Below are 25,598 nucleotides of genomic sequence, written 5' to 3'. Positions count from 1 at the left end.
ACGCAATCCATCACCCGCAAGCACAAAAGGACCCAAAACAAACAAAGGCCCCCGGCACCCACCAGCAACACACACGCGCAAACGACAACCAAACAAGCACTTTCCCAAAAAAGTATTAGTTAGTACATCGGCACACTATTGAGTTCTCACACAACACACACCCACGAAGACAACCACCGCAAACCAGGGCAACCACCACGTGAGCAGCGAGAGAAAACATTAACAAACAATTAACCAGAAAGTCAAACCAACGACTCCCAGCGGCTAACCGCACGAAAACATTTCCCCCACATCAGCCAGCCAAACACATAAACTGCCTGGCCACGCTGACCTCCGAATACATTACACACACCCGACCCAAAGACACAAAACCCCAGGTAGATAGATCTGATCTAGGGTTTTCCTGTGCAGTAGAGCGACTTGCCAGAAGCTGCCAGTCCTCTCCTTTGATGAAACCCAAGAAGAGCTACAGCTACTGTCCACGAAGTCTTCGGTGATAATCCTCGAAGGCTTCTCTGGAAGAATGTATTCGCTCCTTTCGCTGACTGTCCGTGGTTTTCCTGACAATGACTTCACGGTCGTAAAAATTCCGCTGGAATTCATCCTCCAGTCCGACCATGTCGGAAAGGCCACCGATGAAGGCATCATATTCACGGATAACGATTTCGTTTTGCCTATCTTCAACGGTGTAGAACACATTTGGGTTTTCAACCGTCAATCGGCCTGGCGTGCTCTGCGGGCTCACCCGCCGAGAAGCAACCTCACCCTGAAAATCGTGGGCTTGTTCGGAGCCCGTTTCTGACGCACGCTGAGACTTCTTCGAGAAACGCGCGATAATCCGACCCATCAACGAGCCTCCCCGTCCAGCACGGTTTTCATGTCTTGGACTCATCGCTACCACCTTTGCTTCGGCTTCTACGCTCCCTTTAAAACAACTAAGGCTCCAAGCTGACCAGGAGCAGATGATTCTGAAATCATCAATCCCCTAGCCTGCCCGGAGCCTTAGCCCAGCTACCTAAAAAGAATCAAGCTGCATAAACACCAATTGATCGAGAGATCAGCAGCGCGCCTACACAAAGACCAACCAGCACCTACACGAACTTCACACCAGCAAAGTTCTTCTTACCGCGGCGCAGCACAATCCACTTGCCGTGCAGCAGGTCCTCGGCAGCCGGCTCCCACGCTTCGTCCTCGATGCGCTGGTTATTGGCGTACGCGCCACCTTCCTTAATGGTGCGGCGTGCCTCGCCCTTCGACTTGGCAAGACCCGCAGCAACGAGCAGGTCAACCACAGTACGCGGCTCGCCCTCGGCGATCTCCGCAACCTCAGTCTCAGAGACGGCACCCGCCAGGGTGGCCTCATCCAGCTCGGCCAGCTCAGCGCGTCCAAACAGGGCCTGCGCTGCCAGCTCAACAGCCTTGGTGGCCTCTTCGCCGTGAACCAGGTTGGTCATTTCCTGTGCCAGGCGACGCTGCGCTTCACGCTTGAACGGGCGCTCCGCAACAGCGACCTCGTACTCCGCGATCTCTTCCTGAGACAGGAAGGTGAACCAACGCAGGTAGTCAATAACAACCGAGTCACCAGCATTGAGGAAGTACTGGTACCAGGAGTACGGCGAGGTCTTCTCAGCATCCAGCCACAGCTTGCCGCCACCGGTGGACTTACCGAACTTCTGCCCCTGCGCATCGGTCACCAGCGGCACGGTCAGGCCGTGCACCTTGGCGCCGTCGATACGCCTGTTCAAATCGACACCAGAGACAATGTTGCCCCACTGGTCGCCGCCGCCAATCTGCAGCACGCAATCGTAGTTGCGGCGCAGCTGCACGTAGTCGTTGGCCTGCAGCAGCATGTAGGAAAACTCGGTGTAGGAAATGCCGTCAGACTCGAGGCGACGCTTCACAGTGTCGCGATCGAGCATGGTGTTGAGGGAGAAGTTCTTGCCGACATCGCGAAGGAAGTCAATGACGGACATGTTCATAGTCCAGTCCGCATTATTGACCATTGTCGCCGGGGCATCGCCCTCAAAGTCAATAAAACGACGCAGCTGGCCCTTGATGGCCTCCAGGTTGTGCTCAATGGCGTCTTGGCTGAGCATCGAGCGCTCACCGACATCGCGCGGATCGCCAATGAAGCCCGTAGCACCGCCTGCCAGTGCAATTGGGTGGTGACCGGCCAGCTGGAAACGACGCAACATAATCATCGGAACCAGGTGGCCCGCGTGCAGCGAATCGCCCGTTGGGTCAAAACCGCAATACAGAGTAATGGGGTTTTCGCACGCCTCGCGCAGCGCGTCAACATCGGTGGACTGATTAATCAGGCCACGCCACTGTAGTTCGTCGATAATGTTCTGTTCAGTCACGTCCACTATCGTAACGTTTCGCTTGCCGACGTTCACCGCGAGGGTGACCTAGAACTCCTCAACCGCCTTCCTGTGGCGCCGATAGGCTGAGACGGAATCGTCCGGAAGCCACAGCCGCCAAGGCCGATTCGCCGCTCGCCGAACGCCCACACGCGGGCCTGCGTGGATGTCTTTATCCGGGTTGATGCTCTCTGGCTGCGCTACGAACACGCGTGACGACGGATCCAGCGCATCTGCCCCATAGTCATTTAAGTCAAGGCCAAGCGCCTGACCAACATTGCCTGGACCACGTCCGAGACCCGTAACTGCTGGCTTTTCACCGCGGCGACGGCGCACCGCATCCAGGCCCTGCTCAATGCGTACGGAGCGGACTAATACTCCCCCACCCGTGCCGTCCGTAGCGCTGGTGATATTGGCACAAAAGTGGATGCCGTAGGAGCGGTAGATATACCAATGTCCCGCCGGGCCAAACATGGCGCGATTGCGTGCGGTTGGCCCCATGAAACAATGCGCGGCCGGGTCGGGATAGCGCTGGTCAACTGGGCCACCATAGGCCTCGACCTCCGTGATGGTGGCGATAACATGCTCAGCGGGGATGACAATTACGCAGCCGAGCAGCGTCTTCGCAGCCTCAATCGGAGCTCCCGACAGCACAGTGCGGTCGAGGGCGCTGTAGCCGTCGGGAAGCGGGAAAGGCAATTACTTGTCCCAGGCGATTGCTTCGTCGGAAAGCATAACCGGAATGCCTTCGTCGATGCGGTAGGCAATCTTCAGGCGAGGATTGACCAGCACCTGCTCATCTTCGAGGTATTCAAGCGGCCCCTTGTCACGCGGGCAAGCGAGGATATCAAGGAGTTTCGGATCAAGGCTCATAGTCCACTACCTTACCGAACTGAATTGCCAGGGTGTCACGCTGACCTTCCAAAGCAATCAGGTTGTCCTGACCGATTGCATCCTGGATCTTCTGAACCGCGGAATGCAACAGGTCGATGGACTCCCGCGCCGGATTCTCGGCCTTGTGACGCAGACGTTCCGGGACCGCGAGGTAGGAGTTGACTGTCTGCGGCAAGTACTCCTGGATAATGCCGCCGATGACCACCTTCTGCTCGGGATAATCTTTGAGGTACTTCCACTCGCTCAGGACGGATTCCAGCGTCGCACCCAGGTCATTTGCGGCGTTGCCAAGATCTTCGCCAGGCTGTGCATCGAAAAGCCGGCCCAATGTCCGGTGGAGATTCCTACGCAGCTCAGATGGATTGAGCGGGCGACGCTGTGGGACCTCATGCTTCGGCGCCGAGCTAACGGACTTCTGAGCCCCTTTGCTCTGCCTCGGCAACAAAGCAACCGACGCGCCCCAGGCGGCAATCGCAACAACCGGCCACAGGAAACCAAGCCCCACGGTCAGGTGCAGCAGCACGACGGCGATGGCAAGGATGAGCCCGATAATGTTGGCGGGACTGTTGAGGAAGCCACCGCCAGAGGAAGTGCCGGAGGATTTACTGGTAGCCACGAATCTCCTTGAACACATCAGCAAGCTCGGTCTCACGGGATTCAAAGACCTTACCACCGGTCAGATTCGCAAGTTCCTGCATTTCTCCCGGATCTGCCTCGCCATAGCGGATGACGAATACCGGCGGCAAATTCCCGCCCTTGGACTGGTAGAAATCACGAAATTCCGCAAAGCTCTTGCCCGACGTCACCTGACCATCGGTCAGAACCACGATGGATGGAATCGAGTTCTTATCCGAGCTGCCGAGAAGGTCGAAGGCTTGAATCAGGGCGTCGTAAAGCGCGGTCTCGCCCTCTGCGTACAGACCATCGACGGCGGCGGTGAGCTGCGCACGCGATTCCGGACCGTCGATTGTCGTGGTCGTGGGCTCGCCGACGGTCGTACTGAACGGCAGGATCGTCGCGATCTCACGGTTTCGCAATCCCACGCTTCCCGTTTCGGTGCGTGCACTGCCGTCGACGATTGCGCGCATCGTCGCCTGTAGATCGGCGATGCGCTCACCGAACATTGAACCGGAGGTGTCGAGAACGAAGACCGACTCTCCGGGCACGCGCAGGTCATTGTCGTACGCTTCAATGAGACGATCCGTGACTGCGCGATCACCCGGGAAAGGCAGCTCGATGATCACGCTGTTGGTCATGCTTTCCGGCAGGTTGGCGTCATCGGAAACCGGGCGCAGGAAGTGATCGGCGAGAACCTGCGAGTTCGCTTCCAGCCACTGTCCGAGTGCCTCCGTCTGCCGCGCGGCGAGGCCGTTAGCAGGCTGAGCTAGTGGCGTCAGCGGGTAATCCGCACTGATGACACCGTCGCTCGGAACAACAACTTCCAGGTCAGCGCCCTCTTTATTCATCTGCTGCAACACAGCTTCATAGTTGATGAGCGCATCGACGGAGTCCGACTCATCCAGGAACTTGTCACGCAGCCACCCCGACGAACCCGAGGTCATCTTCTGCCCCTCGAAGAACTTCTGCAGTTCAGGCGTGGTGCGGTTGATATCCCCCGTAGTCAGCGCCGATCCGGTGTCGGCGAACGCGGTCGCAACCGACACCACACCGGAAAAGCCCGAGTTCGATTCCGCGGGGTTGGTCATGCCGTAGGTCAATTTGCCTGACGACGCAGCCTCCGCGATCTCAGCCCACGTCGGCTGCTTGGTATCCCAACCGAGCTCTCGAGCCTTCGCCGAATGGATACCAAAGGCTACCGGCGAGGTGGCGACTTTCTTGGCTTCGCCCAGCTTGTCAGCCCCACCGAGCAGATCAACGTACCGGTTGGTAGCAAACCAAGTGGCATCAAAGTCGTTGTCGAATTCGCCTGCGACAAGCGCGTGGCTGTTCTTCACGGTGCCGTCGAGAAGCTCAAGGTTAATAGTAAAACCGAGGTCGTCGGAGGCCTTTTGCATCAGTGGCTGGAGCTCTGCAAGCTCCGTGGCCCCGGCGATACGCATGGTCGAGCCCTTGAGGTCAGAATCGACGTTAATCTTATTCGTCTTGTCATCGTCGGAGCCCAGCGGCAGATTCAGGCCACCGTCGGAACAGGCCACGACAGCGAAGATGCCGAGCACACCGACGAGGCCAAGAAGCATTTTGCGGAGGGCAGTTAGTGCCTTATCCATGTTCATTCGATCCATGTTCATTCGGCTTTACCCCTCTTCCGTTTCCGGTCTCGGAGGGCTCTGGTATCCACGGGAAACACCCTCAATAAGCTGCTCGAGGATGTCGAAACTCGGCGGATCAATGGAGTCCACAAAATCGGTGGAAACCTCCTGGCCCGTCTTCAACTGCGTCTGGAATTCCTCCATCGCCTCAGGATGGCTGGATCGGTAACCGTGCTTGGCCGCCAGCTTCTGAAGCTCAGGGTCTTCCGCGAGGAGCCGCGCGACCGCAGCGCCATTGTCGTTAAAGCCCAGCGCCACGTGAGTACTCAGAATCGTCGGCGATGGATACGCCAGGCGCATTTCCGGCTTCAACCGGCTGTTCGGGGCACTGTTCTCCCCCAGGAACTGCGACTCGTAGACCATCACCATTGGCTTTGAGCCGACACCCTGCGAGAGGTAGTCCGAAAATGGTCCAGCAGATGAGGACTCCGTGTATCCCTGGCCGGTGAACAGCGGGGTGAGCTCTGGCAAGACCGCATTGACCTGCCCATTGTCAGACACAATCCGGCCTTCATTGGTAATCCAAGACATGAGCGACAAGTACATTGCGGCCGAGTTCGACGAACGAATGTCCGTCGTGGACATCTGCACCGTGCGCGGCGACGGATAATCGTTCTCCGCGAAGTCACGCCAGCGGACATTGTCGTGCTGCATCGTGGCCAGCGCTGCCATATCTACCTGCCACGTAGTGCCCTGTTGGCGAGCAACATTTTCCCGCGCCAATGCCTGCAAGATGTTGTCGAAAGTAGCGATCGCCATCGGTGTGTAGAAGACGTCGTACCGCTCAGCGCCGCTCATTTTCTCGGCAATTTTCTCCGCTGCCGGTGCTGACGACGGAAATGCCAAGTCGAAGGAATCCAGATCCACATCCGTGGCCATCCGACGCGAACCCGCCGTCTTTACTTCTACCGTATAGCCGTGAGAGGCAAGAGCCTTCTGGACCTCTTTGTCTTCGAAGAAGGGCTTCTTCTCAGAGCCAACGATCGCCTTGACGACGGTCTTTTCACCACCGAAGAAATCACGGTTTCCTCCGGAGCTGCCACCAGAAAAACCTGGGATACTACCGCCGCGACCGACATAGACTGCAACAGCCGCGATGACAATCAAAATGACTGCAAGAATTGCCCCCGGGCCCATGCACCCTTTCTTGCTACCACTCTGATTTTTATTTTTATCTCGTGAGCTGCGATTTCCACCGCTCGACCGCGTACTTTCCGCCATGAAATTATGGTAAGAGACCCGGCCAAACCTGGCAACAGATATAGAAATAATCAGTAATCTGCGTCACTTCGGGGGCACCCTGGCATTACGGGGTTGCTGGCGGCGGCGGGTCGATTCGAGTTACTGACTACGTTTATGACTGGCGGCGGCGGGTCGATCCGAGTTACTGACTACGTTTATGACAGAAATGGCCCGAAAAATGGCCTGAAAGTGTCATAAACTTACACAGTTTCACATTTGCAGCCCGTATTCGCACGTGGAGCCCGCAATTTTTCGGGTTGCCAGTTGTCGGGTCATCAGTTGTCGGGTTGCTGGTTTTTCTACTTTCTCCCCGGGCTGTAAAAAATCGGCGTGAGGTCGATTGACCGCACACCGATTAATTAGCCGCGTTAGCTGAGCTAGCAGGTTGCCAGCTTTGCCAGTTTTAGCCGCGAACCGGCTTTTCAGCCCACTGCTTTAGCTCAGTGTTCTTCTCGTCGACGCGAGCGAGCTGCTCTGCAACACGGACACCCGCAGTGCCGCCGCGAGTATCGCGGGAAGCGACAGCGCCGTCGATAGTAAGCACTTCACGGACCTTTGGAGTCAGTGCCGGGTGGACACCGGCGAGGTCCTCGTCGGAAAGCTCGTCCAGACCGATACCGCCCTTGGACTCCGCGATGCGGACGCACTGGCCGGATGCCTCGTGAGCGTCGCGGAACGGTACGCCCTCGCGGACCAGCCACTCGGCCAAGTCCGTGGCCAGGGTGTAGCCCGCCGGAGCGAGCTCGCGCAGACGGTCTTCATGGAAGGTCAGCGTTGCCACCAGGCCGGTCAGGGCCGGCAGCAGCAAGGTTAGCTGCTCAACCGAGTCCACCAAAGGCTCCTTGTCCTCCTGGAGGTCACGGTTGTAGGCCAGCGGCTGCGCTTTCAGCGTGGCCATAAGACCAGCGAGGTTACCGATCAGGCGACCGGTCTTACCGCGGGTCAGTTCTGCCACGTCCGGGTTCTTCTTCTGCGGCATGATGGAGGATCCAGTCGACCAGGCATCAGCCAGAGTGACGTAACCGTACTCCGGGGTGGCCCAGTAGATGATTTCCTCTGCCAGGCGAGACATGTCCACGGCAATCTGGGCGAAGACGAATGCCGCCTCAGAGGCGAAGTCACGCGAAGAAGTGCCGTCAATGGAGTTGTCCGTGGCAGAGTCGAAGCCGAGCTCTTCAGCAATGGCTTCCGGATCCAAGTGCAGCGAGGACCCTGCGAGCGCACCAGAACCGTACGGGGACACAGCCAGTCGACGGTCGAGATCGCGGATGCGGTCCAGATCGCGCAGCAGCGGATGCGCGTGAGCCAGCAACTGGTGTGCCAGCAATACCGGCTGCGCTGCCTGGGAGTGGGTCTTGCCCGGCATGATGGCATCCGGATGTGCCTTGGACTGAGCCACCAGGGCGGCAACCAGGTCAGTGACATCCAGTGCAACGCCGCGCACGGCATCGCGCAGCCACATGCGGAACAGAGTTGCCACCTGGTCATTGCGGGAACGACCAGCGCGCAGGCGACCGCCGACCTCCGGGCCGACGCGATCAATCAGACCGCGCTCCATGGCACCGTGGACGTCCTCATCCGTCGGCTCCGGACCAAATTCGCCGGAGGCAACGTCGCGACCGAGCTGATCAAGGCCTTCGATCATGGTGTCAAAGTCGGCATCGCTGAGCAGCCCACGGGCATGCAGCACTCGGGCGTGGGCCTTGGACGCAAGAACGTCGTAAGGCGCGAGCACCCAGTCAAAATGGGTGGACTTGCTCAATGCGGCCATCGCCTCGGACGGGCCACCGGCAAAGCGGCCGCCCCACAGGGAGCCTTCGTTGGTACCGTGCTTTTCGACCATTGTCTTTTCCAATAGGCCTTTCGCTCTAGTCGCTCTGGAGAATCTTTACAGTTTGAAGTCGCGCTTTGCGGCCATCTTCGAGGACAGGCCGTGCAGCTCGACAAAACCGCGAGCCAGGGTCTGGTCGAAGGTGTCGCCCTCGTCGTAGGTAGCCAGGTTGAAGTCGTACAGCGAGGTGTTCGAACGACGACCGTTGACGTTGCAGTGACCTGCGTGCATGACCATGCGGATGTCACCGGAAACGCCCTTCTGGGACTCCTCGATGAAGGCATCCAGCGCGCGCTTCAGCGGCGAGAACCACAGGCCGTCGTAGACCAGGTTGGCCCACTCGCCCTCGACCTGGCGCTTGTAACGAGCCAGCTCACGCTCAACGGTGACGTCCTCGAGCGCTGCGTGTGCGGTCATGATGGCAATTGCGCCCGGAGCCTCGTAGATCTCGCGGGACTTAATTCCGACCAGGCGGTCTTCAACCATGTCCAGACGACCGATGCCCTGAGCACCAGCGCGGCGGTTCATCTCTTCGATGGCCTCAAGCACGGAAACCTTCTTGCCGTCGATGGCAGTCGGCTTACCGTCCTCGAAGGAGATGATGACCTCGTCCGGGGAGCTGAAGTTCAGGGTCGGATCCTCGGTGTACGCGTAGACATCCTTGGTCGGTGCGTTCCACAGGTCCTCCAGGTAGCCGGTCTCAATGGCGCGACCGAAGAGGTTCTGGTCAATGGAGAACGGAGAGGACTTGGACTGCTCAATTGGCAGACCCTTCTCCTCAGCGAAGGCAATAGCCTTGTCGCGGGTCCAAGCGAAGTCACGAGCCGGTGCAATGATCTTCAGATCCGGGGCGGTGTTGGCGAAACCAACCTCGAAACGGACCTGGTCATTGCCCTTACCGGTGCAGCCGTGTGCGACGTGAGTGCCACCGAACTCCTCTGCGGCCTTCGCCATGTGCTTAACAATCAGCGGGCGAGACAGTGCAGAAACCAGCGGGTACTGCTTCATGTAGAGACCATTGGCCTTAATGGTCGGCAGGCAGTACTCCTCGGCGAACTCGTCCTTAGCGTCGACAACGACAGCTTCGACAGCGCCGGCGTCCAGAGCGCGCTGACGCACGGACTCCATGTCCTCGCCGCCCTGTCCGACATCGATGGAAACTGCGACGACCTCGCCGTCGGTCATTTCCTTGAGGTACGGAATAGCAACGGTGGTGTCGAGGCCACCAGAGTAAGCAAGAATAACCCGGTTGGTCATAGGGTAAGCGCTCCTTTAATCGGTGCTTTAAAGCATTTCGTGGAATAGTTTACTGGTTCGTTCCGGCGGCTAGACGCTGGGCTAGGTCAGCGCCGGAAAGTGGTTCTCTAGCCAGGCACATTACGGTGTCATCTCCCGCAATTGTGCCAACGATTTCTTTGAGTCCCGCACGGTCAATCACACTGGCTAGATACTGTGCGGCTCCCGGTGGTGTACGCACAACCGCGATGGTGCCCGAATGATCAATAGAGACCAGCAGCTCGTCTAAAACGCGCCGCATCCTGGCCACTGCCCCGCTGGAGACAGCGAGTGCATCTTCGACGATGGAATACCGCGAACCGTTGGCTCCATCGCGAATCTTTCGGGCTCCCAGCTCATCGAGGTCTCTGGACAACGTCGCCTGCGCAATCTCAATGCCTTCGTCGGCAAGCAGCTCGACGAGCTGAACCTGACTGGACACGTGATGCTGCGCCAGCAGGTCAGCGATGCGCGTCTGCCGAGCTGTGCGAGATCCTGGTTGTGCTGCGGTCATGACCTTACTGCCTCTCCACCAGCCAGGTCAGCAACGCCTTCTGAGCGTGCATGCGGTTTTCCGCCTCGTCGAAGACTACCGACTGCGGGCCATCGATGACCTCGGCAGTAACTTCGTTGCCACGGTATGCCGGCAGGCAGTGCAGGAAGATGGCATCCTCATTTGCCTTGGCCATCAGCTCAGCGTTGACCTGGTACGGCAGGAACGGAGTACGCCGATCCAGGCCGTCGTTCTCCTGACCCATGCTGACCCAGGTATCGGTGATGACAACGTCAGCACCGGCAATGGCCTCATCGACGTCCGCGGTCACGGACACGGCCGCACCGGTCTGCTCCGCGACCTTCTTGGCACGGTCGACGTAGACCTGCTCCGGCTGGAAGTCCTCCGGTGCACAGATGGTGACGTCCAGACCTGCGGTGGCGAAGCCCACGAGGTAGGAGTTGGCCATGTTGTTGGCACCATCGCCGAAGTACACAGCCTTCTTGCCACGCAGTCCCGTCTGGCCTTCCTCCGGGCACTTGTGCTCGATGATGGTCTGTAGGTCAGCGAGAATCTGGCACGGGTGGAACTCGTCGGAAAGCGCGTTGACAATCGGCACCGTCGCGGTTTCAGACATGGCTTCCAAACCGGACTGCGCGTAGGTGCGCCAGACGATTGCCGAGACAAAGCGGCTGAGCACAGCAGCGGTGTCCTGGTAGGTTTCGCCCTTGCCCATCTGCGAGTTTCCGGTTTCGACCACAATCGCGTTGCCGCCCAGAGCCGCAATACCAGCGTCGAAGGAGAAACGGGTACGAGTCGACGTCTTGTCGAACAGCACCGCAACCGACTGTGGCCCCTCAAACGGCCGGCGGGAGTACGGCGCTGCCTTCAGCTCTGCAGCCAACTGCAGCACCTCAGCCTGCTCCTGTGGAGTCAGGTCATCATCGGCGAGAAAATGACGGAGCATCAGTTTCTAATTCCTTCCATTGTTGGCGACAGCCTCGGCGGCGTCGTTCAGGCAGGCATCAATCAACTCGACGGCACGGTTGACTTCCTCATCGCTGAGGTTCAACGGCGGCACAATACGCAGCACATTCGCCTGCGGAGCGTTCAGAATGACACCACGCTCATAACCGGCGTTAACCGCTTCTTTCGCCAGGTTCTCGCGCAGCACCAGTCCAAGCATGAAGCCGCGACCACGCACGTGATCGACATGGCTTAACGACGCGAGCTTGCGAGCCAGGACCTTGCCCTTCTCGGTGACTCGATTGAGCAGCTTTTCTTCTTCCAGCGTCTCGATGACGGCCAGGCCGGCAGCGGCACAGACCGGATTGCCACCAAAGGTGGTGCCGTGCGCACCAGGAGTAAACAGTTCCGCTGCGCGGCCGTTGGCGATGACAGCACCGAGCGGTAGGCCGCCGCCGAGGCCCTTGGCCAGGGTCATAACGTCCGGCACGATGCCATCGTGCTGGTGGGCAAACCACTGGCCGGTACGGCCGATGCCGGTCTGTACTTCGTCGACAATCATGAGAACGTCGAAGCGCTTGGTCAGTTCGCGGACGGCAGCGAGGTATCCCTCTGGCGGTGCGACCACACCGGTCTCACCCTGAATTGGTTCCAGAATCACCGCAGCGACACCCAACGGATCGGATTCGATGGTCTTGGTGAGGAAGTCAATGTCACCGTACGGCACGAACTCGACTCCACCCGGCATCGGTTCGAACGGGGTGCGCTTGTCCGGCTGACCGGTCATGGCAAGTGCGCCCATGGTGCGGCCATGGAACCCATGGTGGGTCGCGATAATGCGATTGCGTCCCGTCAACCGCGCCAGCTTGAACGCGGCCTCATTGGCCTCGGTGCCGGAATTGCAGAACATAATCCGGGTGTCATCAGTGTCCCAGCCAGTGAGCTCAATGAGCTTCTCGCCCAGTGCCAGCGGCGGCTCAGAGGCGAAGATGTTGGACACGTGCCCCATCGTGGAAATCTGCTTGGACACAGCTTCCACGATTGCCGGATGTGCGTGACCCAACGCGTTGACTGCAATACCGGCGAGCAGGTCCAGGTATTCCTTGCCCTCGGAATCCGTGACAATAGCGCCCTTACCCTGCACAAGCTCAATGCGCGGCGTGCCGTAATTGTTCATCATCGTGTGTTGCCACTGCTGCTTGAAGTCGCTCATGTCGTCTTTCGACCTGCCTAACGTGTGTAGCTAAATTCTTGTCAGTCTTTTCTGCCTTATCCGGGCTCTACCATTGTGCCGATACCGCCGGAAGTCATCAGCTCCAGCAGCACCGAGTGCGGCTGGCGGCCGTCGATAACGTGGGCCGCAGGCACTCCCTGATCCACTGCGTTCAGGCAGGACTCCATCTTCGGAATCATTCCGGAATCCAGCGTCGGAAGGATTTCTCGCAGATGAGAAGTGGAAATCCTTGACACCAGCGAATCGCGGTTCGGCCAATCCGTGTAGAGACCCTCGACATTAGTCAGAATCACCAAACGGTTCGCGTTAATTGCCGATGCCAGTGCACCTGCTGCCGTGTCGGCGTTGATGTTGTAGACCTCTTTGCCATCAGCGGACGGCGCAATCGTAGAGACCACCGGAATACGTCCGGCATCAATCAGATCCAATAGCGTTTCCGAGTGCACCTCGGTGATATTGCCAACCAGCCCGATATCTGTCTCCTTGCCACCGACATTTACCGTGCGTCGGGTACCAGTGAACAGTCCACCGTCCTCACCAGAGGTACCCACTGCATATGGGCCGTAGGCGTTGATGAGGTTCACCAGTTCGCGGCCGACCTGCCCGAAGAGCACCATGCGGACAATTTCCATGACCTCCGGAGTCGTGACGCGGAAACCGCCTCGGAACTCTCCTTCCAGCCCCAGGCGCTTGAGCATCGACGAAATCTGGGGGCCGCCACCGTGGACAACCACCGGCTTGACACCCACGGTGCGCAGGAAAACCATGTCCTGCGCGAAGGCTTTCTTCAGTTTCAGGTCGGTCATCGCGTTACCGCCGTACTTGACCACCACAATCTTGTCGCGGTGGTGCTGCAGCCACGGTAGTGCTTCCGCCAGCACATGTGCCCGCTGTTCGAAGGACAGCCCTTCGGTCAACTGGTGAACCATTGCAGAGTCTCCTCAAAACCTTTACGACGAATATGCCGAGTTGATGTGAACGTAGTCGTGGGAAAGGTCAGTCGTACGAATCGTGGCCTCTTCCGGATTACCAGTACCGAGGTCAACCTCAACGGCAATGTCCTTGCCGGACAGATCCACTTCACGAGCATCAGGCGTGCCACCGGTATCGCGACAGACTACGTGACCATTGAAGGAAACCGTGATGTGCTCCGGATCCATATCCACCGGCGCGGTGCCGACAGCCGCCAGCACACGACCCCAGTTCGGGTCCGAACCGAACATCGCACACTTGAAGAGGTTGTCGCGGCCGATAATTCGAGCAGCTACCAGGGCATCTTCCGCGCCACCGGTGCCACGCACGGTCACGGACACACGCTTGGTCACACCTTCGGCGTCCGACTGCATCTGGCGTGCGATGGAATCACACACACTGAGCACTGCCTGGTCGAGCTCCAACTGCGAGGGCTTCACACCAGAGGCGCCGTTAGCCAAGATGATGACGGTGTCATTGGTGGATGTGGAGCCATCAATATCTAGGCGGTTAAACGTAACCTCGCTCGCCTTGGCAATAGCCTCGTGCGCCATTTCTGCGCTTACCGACGCATCCGTCGTAATCACACCGAGCATCGTGGCCATCGACGGGCTAATCATGCCAACACCCTTGCCCATAGCGCCGACAGTGAATCCGTCACCATGCGCAACGGCCTGCTTTGCCACCAAGTCAGTGGTCAAGATGGCTTCTGCTGCAGCCGTACCTGCGGCGGCATCGCTGCCCAGATTCTCACAAAGCTTCGGCACACCTGCCAGCACAATGTCCATCGGCAGCCGGTCACCAATCAAGCCGGTGGAGCAGGTACCAATCTCGGTTACATCGACGCCGAGCTCATCTGCGACCTTCTGGCAGACTTCGAGGGCGTCGGAAATACCCGGCTGACCATTGCAGGCGTTGGCATTGCCCGAGTTCAGCACCACAGCGGACAGCTTGCCGTCAGCGATGTGCTTCTTGGATACCGTCACCGGCGCAGCCTGGACACGGTTGGTAGTAAAGACAGCCGCGGCAGTCTTCTCCGGCCCCTGGTTTACGATGAGCGCCATGTCCGGGTTTCCGCTGACCTTGATGCCTGCAATGACACCACTGGCCACGAACCCCTGAGGTGCACATACGCCGCCTTCGTCACCAGCGACGTTGACGAGACCTTCTTTTTCTTCCTTCATCATGGGGCAACTCCTACCAATGGAAGTCCTGCAGTTTCATTCTGTCCAGTAACCAAATTCATGCACTGAACTGCGGCACCACCGGTGCCCTTTGTCAGATTGTCGATCGCCGAGGTCAGCACCAGACGCTTGGCGCGTTCATCTACCTCAACCTGAATCTGAACCAAGTTAGAGCCAATTACCGACTGCGTCTGCGGCTGCAGCCCTTCGGCCAACACCTGCACAAACGGCTCACCCTTGTAGAACTCGAGGTAGGCCTCCCGTGCGGCTGCCTCCGTCACCCCGTCGACAAGCGGAGCGGTGATGGTGGTGAGAATGCCGCGCGACGTCGGGGCGAGCACCGGCGTGAAGCTGACGGTGAGATCCTCTGCGTACGGCTTGAGGTTTTGTAGGAACTCTGCGGTGTGGCGGTGCTTGCCCGCAGTGTTGTAGGCGCGAAGATTGCCCATAACCTCGGCCCCGAGCAGGGGCACAGCTGCCTTCTTGCCCGCACCGGAGGTACCGGTGACGGAAACAACGGACAGATCCGGCTTGACCAGACCCTTTGCAACTGCCGGCAGTACCGTAATGGTACCGCCAGTGGGGAAACAACCCGGCACAGCAATACGCTTGGAAGCAGCCACTACTTCCCTGTTGCCCGGCAGCTCCGGAATACCGTAAGTCCAGGTACCGGCGTGCTCCGAGCCGTAGTAGTGCTCCCACTCATCGGCATCCTGCAGGCGGAAATCCGCGCCGCAGTCAATAATCACCGTGTCATCGCCCAACTGCTCTGCAATCGCAGCCGAATGACCGTGGGGCAGGCCGAGGAACACCACGTCATGCCCGGCAAGTGTGTCACCATTAGTCGGCTCAATACGACGGTCAGCCAAAGGTGCCACATGAGGCATAATGTCGCCCACACGGGCACCCGCGTTGGATGCTCCCGTTAGTGCGCCGATGGTCAGTTCGCCGGAAAGATACGCCGGGTGCGACAACAGGAGGCGGAGGATCTCTCCTCCTGCATAACCGGTCGCACCAGCAATGGCAACGGAAATACTCATGCCAAACATTCAACACTTTTATTCACTGTGTTGCAAGATATTCATAGAATTCGTTGTCAAAGTGCTGGAATTCTACCGATGTGACGTGAGTGAATGATGAATATAACGCCGTCGTCGGTACATACATCTCGTTCGCCGAGCCGGCCATTCAATCAGCACGGCAGATTACTCAACGAACGCGACGCTTGGCTCCTGCCTCATCACGCCATCTGCCCACTGCGCCGCCGATGACGTCGTGGTGTAGAGATAGTAACCTGACTCCTCCGGTGCGACGCTGCCATCAAAAGCCACCGCACCCGAGAACACCGCCGCTAGCTGGCCGTCGATAAAAAGCGGTCCGCCCGAATCGCCTACCTGCAACGCCGCGGGGCGCTCCATGCGCGCCAACACCGAGTCTTCCCGCACGCACTGTTGATACTTCACCGGACACATCGAAGCGGTGACGGTCGCCGACGGCAGCGTGCCGTCCGCAACATCGCCGAGCAGCGAGCGTCCATAGACCGTGCCTGCCGTTTCTTGCTCCGAAAACGCTTGACGACGTTCCATTGCGGGATACCCCGGAAGAGCTGCGTCGCCCGCAAGGTGAACAAGCGCTACGTCACCGGTGGGCGCAATCTCCCAGCGATCAATCGGTACACGCCGGGCATCCGAGCCGAATCCGACCTCGACTTCCCCAACCTGCTGCGGGACATCACGCACGCAGTGGGCTGCGGTCATTACCCACTGCGGGGCGATTGCAGTTCCCGTGCAAAAGTTTCCGGTATGGGGACTGGTCTGGACCATGATTGACACCACGGAGTCCGCCGCCACACTAGGCGCAGCAGCCTCCCCGCCAACCAGCGCAGCCGCACTCGGCGCGCCGGTGAGCAACAGACCTGCCGTGACAGCAGCTGCAGCCACAGTCGCCGCAGGCTTCGCGCTGCTCACCGCGCGCACTCCAACGCGCTGCTCTCGTGCCTCTGCGCTATTCAGCCTGTTGCCGCGGTGCCGCAAGATGCCAATCATGGGTATCTCTCCCTGTGGTCTCCCCTTTTAGCCACGCAGCTGAGCGCCGTGACGGGTAGTGGCCAGCTCAATGGCCGCCTCGCGAGCCGCGGAAGCTTCCTCTTCCTTCAGCGTACGGTCCGGTGCGCGGAAACGCAGGGAGTACGCCAGTGAACGAACGCCTTCGCCCATCTGCTCGGAACGGTAAACATCGAAGATACGAATGGATTCGAGGAGCTCACCAGCACCCTCCACCAGAGTCTTCTCCACCTCTGCGGCGGAGACCTCATCGCTGACAACAAGCGCGACGTCCTGGTGGACAGCCGGGAACGGGCTGAGTACCGGCGCCGGCAGGTGCTCCGTCACTGGCAGTGCATCGAGATTAATCTCCATCGCGCAGGTGCGCTCCGGCAGACCAGCGTCCTTGCACACCTTCGGGTGCAGCTCACCGGCGTGGCCGACGACCTCGCCGTCGACAAGCAGCTCAGCGCAGCGGCCCGGGTGCCACGGCAGCACCTCAGCGTTACGGATCTCCAGCTCGACGTTGGCAGCGCGGGCAACAATGCGCGCGGCTTCGATGGCGTCGGCGACGGTGTACGCGGCCTCGTCACCCCACGGGCTATCCAGGCGGATACGACCGCAGGCGACAGTGGCGACGTGCAGCGGCTGCTCCGGCAGCGACTCCAGCAGCTCGGCGCGCTCGGCCTCGCTCGGCAGACCCGCGGTAGACGGCATCGGCGAGACACCGTTACCGCGCTCGATGGATACCTGCTCCACACCGTAGAGCGACAGGTCGACCTGGCCGCGAGCAACATTGCGCTTCAGCGATTCAAGCATGGACGGCAGCAGAGTCGTGCCCAGCTGAGCATGGTCGGACTCCAACGGGTTGATGACCTTGACGGTGTTACGACGCGGGTCATCAGCGTCCAGGCCCCAGACGTCGAAGACATCGTTGGCAATGAACGGTGTCGGCAGAATCTCCAGGTAGCCATTGTGGGCCAGCGCGTGACCGACGAAGCGGCGGCGCAGCTGACGCTCAGTCAGACCGCGACCGGCCGGGGCGATTGGGAGGATAACCGGAATGTCTTCCAGACCTTCCAGACGCAGGATTTCCTCAACCAGGTCAGCGGACATGGTCAGGTCGGAGCGCCAGGTCGGCGGAGTGACAGCCAGGCGGTCACCGTTGTCGACGACCTCGCAACCGACCTCGCGCAGGCGTCCAATGACGGTCTCACGCGGGTAATCAACGCCCGCAACTTCGCTGGCGCGGTTGACAGCAAAGTCAATAGTCGGCATGGTGGCAACCTCACCGAGCAGGGTGCGACCAGTGTCGATAGTGCCGCCGGCGATGTCAGCGAGCAGCTGGCAGGCCAGATCCAGAGCCGGCTCGACCAGAGCGGTGTCCACGCCGCGCTCGAAACGTCGTGAAGCCTCGGAGCTCAGCTTGTGGCGGCGACCACTGCGGAAGACATGCAGCGGCGACCAGTTGGCGGCCTCGAAGACCACATCGGTGGTGTCGTCGGCGATCTCGGAGGTGAGACCACCCATGATGCCGGCCAGCGACTGAATACCATTGTCGTCGCAGATGACAACGTCTGCCGGGTCGAGCTTGCGGTCCACGTGGTCGAGGGTGGTCAGAGTCTCGCCGGCCTTAGCGTTGCGGATGTGCAGGCCACCAGCGATCTTGGAACCGTCGAAAGCGTGCATCGGCTGACCGAGCAGTAGCATCACATAGTTGGTGACGTCCGTGGCCACGTTGACCGGACGCTGACCAGCCAGCAGCAGGCGGCGACGCATCCACCACGGGGTCTCGGCGTTCGGGTCGATGCCGGTGACTCGGCGCAGACCAAAGCGGCGGGTGTCGGTGTCCTCGTCGATAGTGACGTTCAGGACCTCACCTTCGACCGGCAGCTCGTTGACCTTGGCTGGATCGGCGAAGTCGAGGTTGAAGGCGGAGCAGATCTCGCGGCCCAGACCGCGGGCCGACAGCGCGTAACCGCGGTCCGGGGTGATGTTGACCTCGAACTTCTCGTCATCGAGACCGATGAATTCCTTGGCGCACGAACCCAGCTCAGCTGGGACCGACGGCAGCGTCAGAATACCGGCGGAGGAATCGGTCATACCCAGCTCAGCTTCGGAGCACAGCATGCCGTTGGAAACCTTGCCGTAAGTCTTCCGTGCGGAAATCTCGAACCCACCCGGCAGCACGCAACCCGGCAGCGCGACGATAACAATGGAGCCCTCTTCGAAGTTGCGGGCACCACAGATAATCTCCTGTAGCTCGCCGGTGCCATTGGCATCACCGACATTGACCTGACAGAAGCGAATTGGCTTCTTGAAGCCCTCGAGCTCCTCAATGTGGTCGACGCGGCCGAAAACCAGCGGCCCCTCGACCTTCTCCAGCGGCTCGTGCCCCTCGGTTTCAAAACCAACGCGGACAAAGCCCTCATCCAGCTCGTCCGGGGTGACGGACCAGTCCGGGTTGATGGTGTTCTCTGGGCCGCGAACGATTTCAGTGACCCACGACTGTGGAATGAACATGTAAGTAAAACTCCTATCTGTAGGTCAGTGAATTAGCCGCGGATACCGAACGGCTGCGTGAAACGGACGTCGCCTTCGACCATGTCGCGCATGTCGGTCAGGCCATTGCGGAACTGCAGGGTGCGCTCCAAGCCCATCCCGAACGCGAAGCCCGAGTACACCTCCGGGTCAATGCCGGAAGCCCGCAGCACGTTCGGGTTGACCATGCCGCAGCCGCCCCACTCGATCCAGCCAGCGCCACCCTTCTTATTCGGGAACCAGACGTCAACCTCAGCGGACGGTTCAGTGAACGGGAAGTAGTTGGTGCGCATGCGGGTCTTGGTCTCCGGACCGAACAGTGCCTTTGCCATGTGATCCAGCGTGCCGCGCAGGTGCCCCATGGTCAGCCCCTTGTCCACAGCGAGTCCCTCCACCTGGTGGAAGACCGGGGTGTGGGTGGCGTCGAGCTCATCGGTGCGGAAGGTACGGCCCGGGCAGATAACGTAAATCGGCAGGTCACGTGACTGCAGAGTGCGAACCTGGACCGGCGAGGTGTGCGTACGCAGCACCTGCTTGGATCCTTCCGGCGCAATGTGGAAAGTATCCTGCAGCGTACGAGCCGGGTGATCCGGCAAGAAGTTCAGCGCGTCAAAGTTGAAGTACTCGGCTTCGACCTCTGGGCCCTCGGCAACTTCCCAGCCCATGCCCACGAAGATGTCACCAATCTGCTCGGACAGGATGGTAATTGGGTGCATACCGCCACGCTGACTCTGCGTGGTGTCCACCGACACGTCGATACGCTCCGCGACCAGGCGACGCGCGTTTTCCTCTTCCTCCAGCACTGCAAGACGCTCTGCATAGTGCTTCTCGACGGCTCCGCGAACAACATTTACGCGACGACCAGCATCCTTGCGCTCAGCCTTCGGAATGGAGCCCAGCGCGCGACGAGCCTGCGGAATGTAGCCTTCATCCCCCAAGTGCTCACGGCGGGCGGCAGAAAGCTCATCCAGGTTGCCGGCAGCATCAAAGGCATCCGTGGCCTTCTGCGCAGCCGCCTGGAGGGCGTCCTCGGAAAGATCGATAGGATTTGGCGAATCGCTCACGTGTCAACCACTTCTATATAGGACTATCAGTTCTTGTGATGGAACAATCATAGTCGAGGATAACTGCACACGTGCACGCACCTCACCATCGAGGTTTCCTACTTACCCCGGACCGTCTCCCACAGGCACATGGCCGCTGCGGTGGCGAGGTTCAACGACTCTGCCTCGCCCTTAATCGGGATGGACACACTTGCCCCCGCCGAGGCCGTAATCTCCTCCGACAGGCCATGGGCTTCGTTGCCGAAAAGCCAGGCGACGGGACCGTCGGGAAGCGCATCAACGCCGAGCGTGAGAGCGCCATCCATCGCCGTGGCGAGGGTGGTAAAGCCCGCTTCCCTAACTTTCTCCATAACGACGTCAATATCGCGCTCGCGTGCGACAGGGGTATGAAAAACAGAACCTGCCGAGGAACGCACGGCCTTAGAATTCAACGGGTCAACCGAATCGCCAGCAAGGATAACCGCACCAGCTCCGAGAGCATCAGTCATACGCACAATCGTGCCGACATTACCCGGGTCATTGCACTCCACCGGAATCACCAAACAGCCGGACTGCTTTCCAACCTCAATGGCCTCTTCCAACGAAGTGGACACCGCATTGGTGTCGCAGACGGCGAAGAGTCCGGTGGTGGTGACAGTTTCGCTCAAAGAGCGGGCGGCGGAGTCGTCGATAAGCGAAACAGACTTACGCTGCGTCCCAGATTCGAGATACCCCGTGAGCAGCTCTCGGAACTGCTCGGCGGCGGCAGCGGTGACGAAGATTTCCACGACAGCCTCTGCGCGGATAGCTGCATCGACGGAATTGAAGCCCTCAATGAGGAAGCGACCGGCCTTCTTCCGCTTGGCCGCACGGTGGAGCTGAATAGCCGCCGAGACTCGCGGAGTGCGAGGAGTAAACGGCTCGTCGTTGAAGTACAGCGCAGAGTTCATAGTGATTAATCCTAGTGATGCGGCTCGGGATTCATAACCGCCAGCAAGCCAGTACGGATACGAAAAACCACCGCCGAGGTTATTCGTTAACCCAATCGACGGTGGTTTTTCAAAGATGTTGGCAGGCGCACTGCCAGTAAGCAGACGCTTGCCGACGCTACGTACGAGTTACCTCGTAGCTGCTTTACTTAGCAGCAGGAGCGTTGACGTCCTCCGGCAGAGCGTCCTTAGCGACCTTGACCAGAGCAGCGAATGCCTGCGGGTCGTTGACAGCCATCTCAGCCAGGTTCTTACGGTCAACCTCAACGCCAGCCAGGTTTAGGCCCTGGACGAAGCGGTTGTAGGTGATGTCGTTAGCGCGGGCAGCAGCGTTGATGCGCTGAATCCACAGACGACGGAACTGACCCTTACGGTGGCGGCGATCGCGGAACTCGTAGGTCTTGGAGTGGAGCATCTGCTCCTTGGCCTTGCGGTACAGGCGGGAGCGCTGACCACGGTAGCCCTTTGCGGAATCGAGAACTTCGCGACGCTTCTTCTTAGCGTTAACAGACCGCTTCACACGTGCCACGGTGATACTTCCTTTTCGTTGTCTTTAAGAACTAGTGAAATTAAGAGGGCGATTGCCCTGGGACGAGGCTTGAAAAATTAAGCCTTGCCCAGCAGACGCTTGACGCGCTTGACGTCCGACTTAGCAACGTCCGTGGTGCCCTTCAGGCGACGGGTACGAGTGGACGGCTTGCCCTCCAGGAGGTGGCGGCGGTTAGCCTGCTCGCGGCGCAGCTTGCCGGAACCGGTAACCTTGATGCGCTTTGCGGTGCCCTTGTGGGTCTTCTGCTTCATGTTAAAACTCTCCCCTACCGATCTTTGACGCTCGTGGCGCAAAAATCTCGTTTACAACCATTTCTGGTCAGGTCGGTTACTTCTTACCCTTATTCCGAACCGGCCCCAGGACCATAGTCATGTTGCGACCGTCCTGCTTCGGGCGAGACTCGACAATGCCGTACTCTTCGACATCGGCGGCCAGACGCTCCAACAGGCGGAATCCCAGTTCTGGACGAGACTGTTCACGGCCACGGAACATAATCGTGACCTTGACCTTCGAACCCTTCTCCAAGAAACGAACAACGTTGTTCTTCTTGGTTTCGTAGTCGTGGTCATCAATCTTCGGACGGAACTTCTGCTCCTTGACCACAGTCTGCTGCTGGTTCTTTCGAGCCTCGCGTGCCTTCTGGGCTTGTTCGTACTTGAACTTGCCGTAGTCCATAATCTTGGCGACCGGCGGCTTTGCTCGCGGAGCAACCTCAACCAGGTCAAGGTCTGCTTCGTAAGCGAGCTTGAGTGCGTCACCGGTGCGGACAACGCCCACCTGCTCACCATTCGGTCCTACAAGGCGGACTTCCGGTACTCGAATATCCTCGTTAATACGAGCTTCAGCGCTGATGTGGCCTCCTAGGTTGAACCTGAACAATCTTCGTTTCAAACCGCGATAGCAAGCGGGAAAGGAAGAAAAGCCACGCGTCTACAGCGGATTACTACACACTGTATAAGGACGCCTTCCAATCGTGCGATGTGACATCACCGATTAGGGTGGACCCCGGCGCTACCGTAATTCTTTGGCGCACCTAGGGTGGGACTTAAATCCTCTTCGCTGCCGAATGCAACTAAATACTCCCCGAAGGCAGCAAGCATCGCATTCTGGCGGTCGTAGACGAGATGTTAACACAGCTGTTCTCGCATACCAAAACCGGCTCTCACTCCGGGTTATTCACCATCGGTACCCGACGCGATACCAAGCGTCAAAAAAGTGCAATCCGAATTGTAATCAGATTGGTAGATTCTCTCCATAGTTTTTAGGCCAAACACGATTAAAGTCGTCACCATGAATACTGGCTCCAACGGCTTTGGCCCTAAAGCCGAGAACACCAATCCTAATCAGCATTCCGCCCGATACGGCAAGCCACCGACCGGCGATTTTGTCCTGACCGGCGACTCCGTCTCAGAGCTTTCCCATGCTCTGGCAGATCTCGAGGCTAGCTCGCTTCGGCTGGCTCAGCTCACCCGTACTTGGCAGGTACGCCTTTCCCAGGCAAGCGAGCACGCGCCGGCCGTACCGCACGCGCCTCAAGGTGCGTTTCAAGCGCCGCCCCATGCTGCACCCCAAGGGGCGCCTCAACGCAATCCGCAACCACCGCCAGCACACAGTCCACCACTAGAGCAGGCGCCTCCTCCCCGTTGGGAACCGCAGGCTGAGCAGGCACTGACCACACCGCAGTATCCCCAGCAGCCTCAGCAGATGCAGGTGCCACCACCGCCAACGCAAGCTGACTGGCGGAACCAACCAGCACCCCTGCCACAGAGCGACGCAACTGCGCAGCCGATGTTCGGCTTCCCCTCTGCCCACCAATGGCGGCGGGATTCAAAGTCTCCACAGTCTTCTCCCTCGCCACAGTCTTCTCCCACAGCCTCCACCCCGCCACCGAAGCTGCCAGAGGCACCGCGCGAACCTCGCGAGCCCTGGTGGCGCAACGAGAAGGCAATCATCAGAATCATCGCCATCTTCGGTGGTCTCATCACCGCTGCCGGTATCGCATTTTTCGTCGCGGTCGCAATCCAATCCGGCCTGATTGGACCGGCCGGTCGTGTGGTCCTGGCCTACTTGTTGGCCGCCGTGCTCGCGGTCGCGGCTGTGCGAGCGCACCGTCGTCAAGCACCGCCTGCTGGTGTGACGGCGTTGATTGCGACATCACTTGCCGCTGCGCACCTGACAACGATGTCGATGTCCTACCTCCTCGACTGGATTCCGGTGGCAGCGACGCTGGTCATCATGTTGCCTCTCGCCGCAGTCGGTCTATACGGCGCGCGGTGGACGAAGTCGAGTGCAACCGCGGCGTGGACAATCACAATCAACACCGGATTAATGCTGTGGGCGACGATCGGCCTCAACTTCCACGCCCGCCCGCTGAGCTCCTCGCTCGCGCAAATCACCCTTCAACTGATGGTCATCGCCGCTATCGCCTGCCTCCTGAACGTCCCCTTCCGGAAGTACGTAGTCGCATTCCTGCTCGGCGCAAACGTTCTCATCGGCGTAATCACGACCAACAATGCACTGGTGATACCCGCAATCGCCGCACTCACCATTGCCCTTTTCGCGTTTGCCCAGTTCGGCCCGCTGGCGATGGCTCGCCAACTCACTCCCGAGCTTGACGACGAGCCTTCGGAAACCAGCACCTGGGAAGACGATCTGGTCACCATCACGTCAGTAGTTGCCTTCTCGACTCCGGTTGTAGCTGCAGTCCCAACGGTCAACGCCACACAGTCCACCTCCAGCCTCTGGTTGCTGTTCTACGGCGGATTCGTGCTGTTCATCGCAATTGCTGCAGTATTCCTTTGGAACCGTGCCATCTTCCGCTATCTCGCACCATTGGCCTTGGCCACGGCAATTCTGCCCTGGCTAGCGCTCGCGGTGGCGGGCCCGGAAAGGAGCTCAGGAGCCGATACTGGACCCCACACTTGGGGTCTCATCCCAATCTCCATCGGTGCCGCGCTCTTTGTCTGGGCGCTGGCCACAGCACCGAAGCACGGCGCGATTGGCGCACGACTACAGGCTCCTGAACCAACCCGGGATGCCGTCGCACCATATACAAAGATTGCGGCACTGACCTGGCTGCTCGGCGCAACGGTAGTACACCTCTACATCCTGCCCGCAGCATTGAATGCCGGTGCTGCGGACGACTACTCGGCAACGTGGGCAGAAATGCTTTCGCTGTTGTTCCTGCTGTGCGCCGACGTCGGCCTGGCCGTGACGGCAGCGAGGTCGCAGCTACCGCCAGCTTTTGCACTGATTGGCCTGGCTGCACTGGGTATGCCATTTATCATGCTGCTCACGACTATTGGCGTGAGCTTCAACGCTGCACACATGTTGTTGAGTATTTTCTGGGCCACGATTGCCGGCATGCTGGTGCTATCGAAGAGGTTCCACCACATTCCGGCGCGACTGGCAGCGGGTTTAACGATTGCGGCGCTGTCTATCGTCAAGCTGATCTTCTACGACATGGCAACGCTCGATGGCGTTATCCGCGCCTTGGCGTTCCTCGGCTGTGGCCTGATTCTGCTGGCCATGGCGGTCTCCGGGGCGAAGCAGAAGAGTGCCGAGGAGCCGGCGGCACCGGACCGTGACGGCACCGCCAGCGATACTGACGCTGCCGCCGCTGCCGATGCCGACCCCGCTGCTGACAGAATGGAAGGCATCACCCGCACCGACGGTCCTGAGATCTCCGACGGAAACGACCCGACTACCTAAG

The 25,598-nt window shown here is 59.4% G+C and carries 23 protein-coding genes; 1 reads left to right on the top strand and 22 read right to left on the bottom strand.

The window, feature by feature from the left end; translation table 11 throughout:
* Positions 1–472 precede the first annotated feature (472 nt).
* From QP981_RS09230 to infC, 22 genes are all read right to left on the bottom strand, one after another.
* Positions 473–847, bottom strand: a complete 375-nt coding sequence (locus QP981_RS09230; RefSeq protein ID WP_126108062.1) for a hypothetical protein — start codon at positions 845–847, stop codon at positions 473–475.
* Between the two features lie 244 nt (positions 848–1,091).
* Entirely contained in the window at positions 1,092–2,360 is a 1,269-nt protein-coding gene (gene tyrS / locus QP981_RS09225) for a tyrosine--tRNA ligase (protein ID WP_284857899.1), read from the bottom strand.
* Between the two features lie 48 nt (positions 2,361–2,408).
* Positions 2,409–3,059 carry a DNA-3-methyladenine glycosylase gene (locus QP981_RS09220; protein ID WP_284857898.1) on the bottom strand — a complete coding sequence of 217 codons (651 nt, stop codon included), beginning with the start codon at positions 3,057–3,059 and terminating at the stop codon, positions 2,409–2,411.
* Complete coding sequence (locus QP981_RS09215) at positions 3,060–3,233, bottom strand: Trm112 family protein (RefSeq protein ID WP_005511714.1); 174 nt, start codon at positions 3,231–3,233, stop codon at positions 3,060–3,062.
* The gene (locus tag QP981_RS09210; RefSeq protein WP_284857897.1) at positions 3,223–3,870 is read right to left on the bottom strand and encodes a hypothetical protein; all 648 of its coding nucleotides are present in this window, start codon (positions 3,868–3,870) and stop codon (positions 3,223–3,225) included. Before QP981_RS09210 ends, QP981_RS09215 begins: the two co-directional genes overlap by 11 nt.
* A complete protein-coding gene (locus QP981_RS09205; RefSeq protein WP_284857896.1) occupies positions 3,857–5,503 on the bottom strand; it encodes a VWA domain-containing protein in 1,647 nt (548 codons plus the stop codon). Before QP981_RS09205 ends, QP981_RS09210 begins: the two co-directional genes overlap by 14 nt.
* A 6-nt stretch (positions 5,504–5,509) precedes the next feature.
* Complete coding sequence (locus tag QP981_RS09200) at positions 5,510–6,661, bottom strand: hypothetical protein (RefSeq protein ID WP_284857895.1); 1,152 nt, start codon at positions 6,659–6,661, stop codon at positions 5,510–5,512.
* 508 nt (positions 6,662–7,169) lie between these two features.
* Positions 7,170–8,609, bottom strand: coding sequence for an argininosuccinate lyase (argH, locus tag QP981_RS09195; RefSeq protein ID WP_016422893.1), 1,440 nt, complete (start codon positions 8,607–8,609; stop codon positions 7,170–7,172).
* A gap of 45 nt (positions 8,610–8,654) precedes the next feature.
* The gene (locus tag QP981_RS09190; protein ID WP_016422894.1) at positions 8,655–9,854 is read right to left on the bottom strand and encodes an argininosuccinate synthase; all 1,200 of its coding nucleotides are present in this window, start codon (positions 9,852–9,854) and stop codon (positions 8,655–8,657) included.
* Positions 9,855–9,903: 49 nt separating this feature from the next.
* Positions 9,904–10,386: an arginine repressor gene (locus tag QP981_RS09185; protein ID WP_005511719.1), complete on the bottom strand. Its 483-nt coding sequence runs from the start codon at positions 10,384–10,386 to the stop codon at positions 9,904–9,906.
* 4 nt (positions 10,387–10,390) lie between these two features.
* Entirely contained in the window at positions 10,391–11,332 is a 942-nt protein-coding gene (gene argF, locus QP981_RS09180; protein WP_016422895.1) for an ornithine carbamoyltransferase, read from the bottom strand.
* A 6-nt stretch (positions 11,333–11,338) separates the two neighbouring features.
* Entirely contained in the window at positions 11,339–12,544 is a 1,206-nt protein-coding gene (locus QP981_RS09175) for an acetylornithine transaminase (protein WP_187404676.1), read from the bottom strand.
* A 56-nt stretch (positions 12,545–12,600) separates the two neighbouring features.
* On the bottom strand, positions 12,601–13,494 hold the full coding sequence (gene argB, locus QP981_RS09170) for an acetylglutamate kinase (RefSeq protein ID WP_016422897.1): 894 nt from the start codon (positions 13,492–13,494) through the stop codon (positions 12,601–12,603).
* 21 nt (positions 13,495–13,515) lie between these two features.
* Positions 13,516–14,724, bottom strand: coding sequence for a bifunctional glutamate N-acetyltransferase/amino-acid acetyltransferase ArgJ (gene argJ, locus QP981_RS09165; protein ID WP_284857894.1), 1,209 nt, complete (start codon positions 14,722–14,724; stop codon positions 13,516–13,518).
* Positions 14,721–15,761 (bottom strand): N-acetyl-gamma-glutamyl-phosphate reductase, encoded by a 1,041-nt coding sequence (gene argC / locus QP981_RS09160; RefSeq protein ID WP_284857893.1) that lies wholly within the window; start codon positions 15,759–15,761, stop codon positions 14,721–14,723. The genes argJ and argC overlap by 4 nt, the downstream gene beginning before the upstream one ends.
* 165 nt (positions 15,762–15,926) lie before the next feature.
* Entirely contained in the window at positions 15,927–16,766 is an 840-nt protein-coding gene (locus QP981_RS09155) for a trypsin-like serine protease (RefSeq protein WP_284857892.1), read from the bottom strand.
* Between the two features lie 27 nt (positions 16,767–16,793).
* Complete coding sequence (gene pheT, locus QP981_RS09150) at positions 16,794–19,286, bottom strand: phenylalanine--tRNA ligase subunit beta (RefSeq protein WP_284857891.1); 2,493 nt, start codon at positions 19,284–19,286, stop codon at positions 16,794–16,796.
* Positions 19,287–19,318: 32 nt separating this feature from the next.
* Positions 19,319–20,368, bottom strand: a complete 1,050-nt coding sequence (gene pheS / locus QP981_RS09145) for a phenylalanine--tRNA ligase subunit alpha (RefSeq protein ID WP_256886835.1) — start codon at positions 20,366–20,368, stop codon at positions 19,319–19,321.
* Positions 20,369–20,466: 98 nt separating this feature from the next.
* A complete protein-coding gene (locus tag QP981_RS09140; protein ID WP_070858864.1) occupies positions 20,467–21,297 on the bottom strand; it encodes a TrmH family RNA methyltransferase in 831 nt (276 codons plus the stop codon).
* 184 nt (positions 21,298–21,481) lie between these two features.
* Positions 21,482–21,865, bottom strand: coding sequence for a 50S ribosomal protein L20 (gene rplT / locus QP981_RS09135; protein WP_016422904.1), 384 nt, complete (start codon positions 21,863–21,865; stop codon positions 21,482–21,484).
* 77 nt (positions 21,866–21,942) lie between these two features.
* Positions 21,943–22,137 (bottom strand): 50S ribosomal protein L35, encoded by a 195-nt coding sequence (gene rpmI / locus QP981_RS09130; RefSeq protein WP_005511726.1) that lies wholly within the window; start codon positions 22,135–22,137, stop codon positions 21,943–21,945.
* Positions 22,138–22,213: 76 nt separating this feature from the next.
* Positions 22,214–22,765: a translation initiation factor IF-3 gene (gene infC / locus QP981_RS09125; protein WP_172954614.1), complete on the bottom strand. Its 552-nt coding sequence runs from the start codon at positions 22,763–22,765 to the stop codon at positions 22,214–22,216.
* 411 nt (positions 22,766–23,176) lie between these two features.
* Between infC and QP981_RS09120 the strand changes: the two genes are divergently transcribed.
* The gene (locus QP981_RS09120) at positions 23,177–25,597 is read left to right on the top strand and encodes a DUF2339 domain-containing protein (RefSeq protein WP_284857890.1); all 2,421 of its coding nucleotides are present in this window, start codon (positions 23,177–23,179) and stop codon (positions 25,595–25,597) included.
* Position 25,598: the final 1 nt, after the last annotated feature.

The sequence above is a fragment of the Corynebacterium sp. MSK047 genome, from assembly GCF_030232285.1.
In the GTDB taxonomy this organism is placed as follows: Bacteria; Actinomycetota; Actinomycetes; order Mycobacteriales; family Mycobacteriaceae; genus Corynebacterium; species Corynebacterium jeikeium_D.
Note: the sequence above shows the minus strand (reverse complement) of the source record. Positions and strands in the feature narration are given on the sequence as shown.

Excerpts from the sequence above, each read along its gene's own strand:
- QP981_RS09230 (WP_126108062.1), bottom strand. The coding sequence starts at position 847 with ATGGGTCGGATTATCGCGCGTTTCTCGAAGAAGTCTCAGCGTGCGTCA.
- QP981_RS09215 (WP_005511714.1), bottom strand. The coding sequence starts at position 3,233 with ATGAGCCTTGATCCGAAACTCCTTGATATCCTCGCTTGCCCGCGTGAC.
- QP981_RS09205 (WP_284857896.1), bottom strand. The coding sequence starts at position 5,503 with ATGAACATGGATCGAATGAACATGGATAAGGCACTAACTGCCCTCCGC.
- QP981_RS09200 (WP_284857895.1), bottom strand. The coding sequence starts at position 6,661 with ATGGGCCCGGGGGCAATTCTTGCAGTCATTTTGATTGTCATCGCGGCT.
- argH (WP_016422893.1), bottom strand. The coding sequence starts at position 8,609 with ATGGTCGAAAAGCACGGTACCAACGAAGGCTCCCTGTGGGGCGGCCGC.
- QP981_RS09190 (WP_016422894.1), bottom strand. The coding sequence starts at position 9,854 with ATGACCAACCGGGTTATTCTTGCTTACTCTGGTGGCCTCGACACCACC.
- QP981_RS09185 (WP_005511719.1), bottom strand. The coding sequence starts at position 10,386 with ATGACCGCAGCACAACCAGGATCTCGCACAGCTCGGCAGACGCGCATC.
- argF (WP_016422895.1), bottom strand. The coding sequence starts at position 11,332 with ATGCTCCGTCATTTTCTCGCCGATGATGACCTGACTCCACAGGAGCAG.
- QP981_RS09175 (WP_187404676.1), bottom strand. The coding sequence starts at position 12,544 with ATGAGCGACTTCAAGCAGCAGTGGCAACACACGATGATGAACAATTAC.
- argB (WP_016422897.1), bottom strand. The coding sequence starts at position 13,494 with ATGGTTCACCAGTTGACCGAAGGGCTGTCCTTCGAACAGCGGGCACAT.
- argJ (WP_284857894.1), bottom strand. The coding sequence starts at position 14,724 with ATGATGAAGGAAGAAAAAGAAGGTCTCGTCAACGTCGCTGGTGACGAA.
- argC (WP_284857893.1), bottom strand. The coding sequence starts at position 15,761 with ATGAGTATTTCCGTTGCCATTGCTGGTGCGACCGGTTATGCAGGAGGA.
- QP981_RS09155 (WP_284857892.1), bottom strand. The coding sequence starts at position 16,766 with ATGATTGGCATCTTGCGGCACCGCGGCAACAGGCTGAATAGCGCAGAG.
- pheT (WP_284857891.1), bottom strand. The coding sequence starts at position 19,286 with ATGTTCATTCCACAGTCGTGGGTCACTGAAATCGTTCGCGGCCCAGAG.
- QP981_RS09140 (WP_070858864.1), bottom strand. The coding sequence starts at position 21,297 with ATGAACTCTGCGCTGTACTTCAACGACGAGCCGTTTACTCCTCGCACT.
- rpmI (WP_005511726.1), bottom strand. The coding sequence starts at position 22,137 with ATGAAGCAGAAGACCCACAAGGGCACCGCAAAGCGCATCAAGGTTACC.
- QP981_RS09120 (WP_284857890.1), top strand. The coding sequence starts at position 23,177 with ATGAATACTGGCTCCAACGGCTTTGGCCCTAAAGCCGAGAACACCAAT.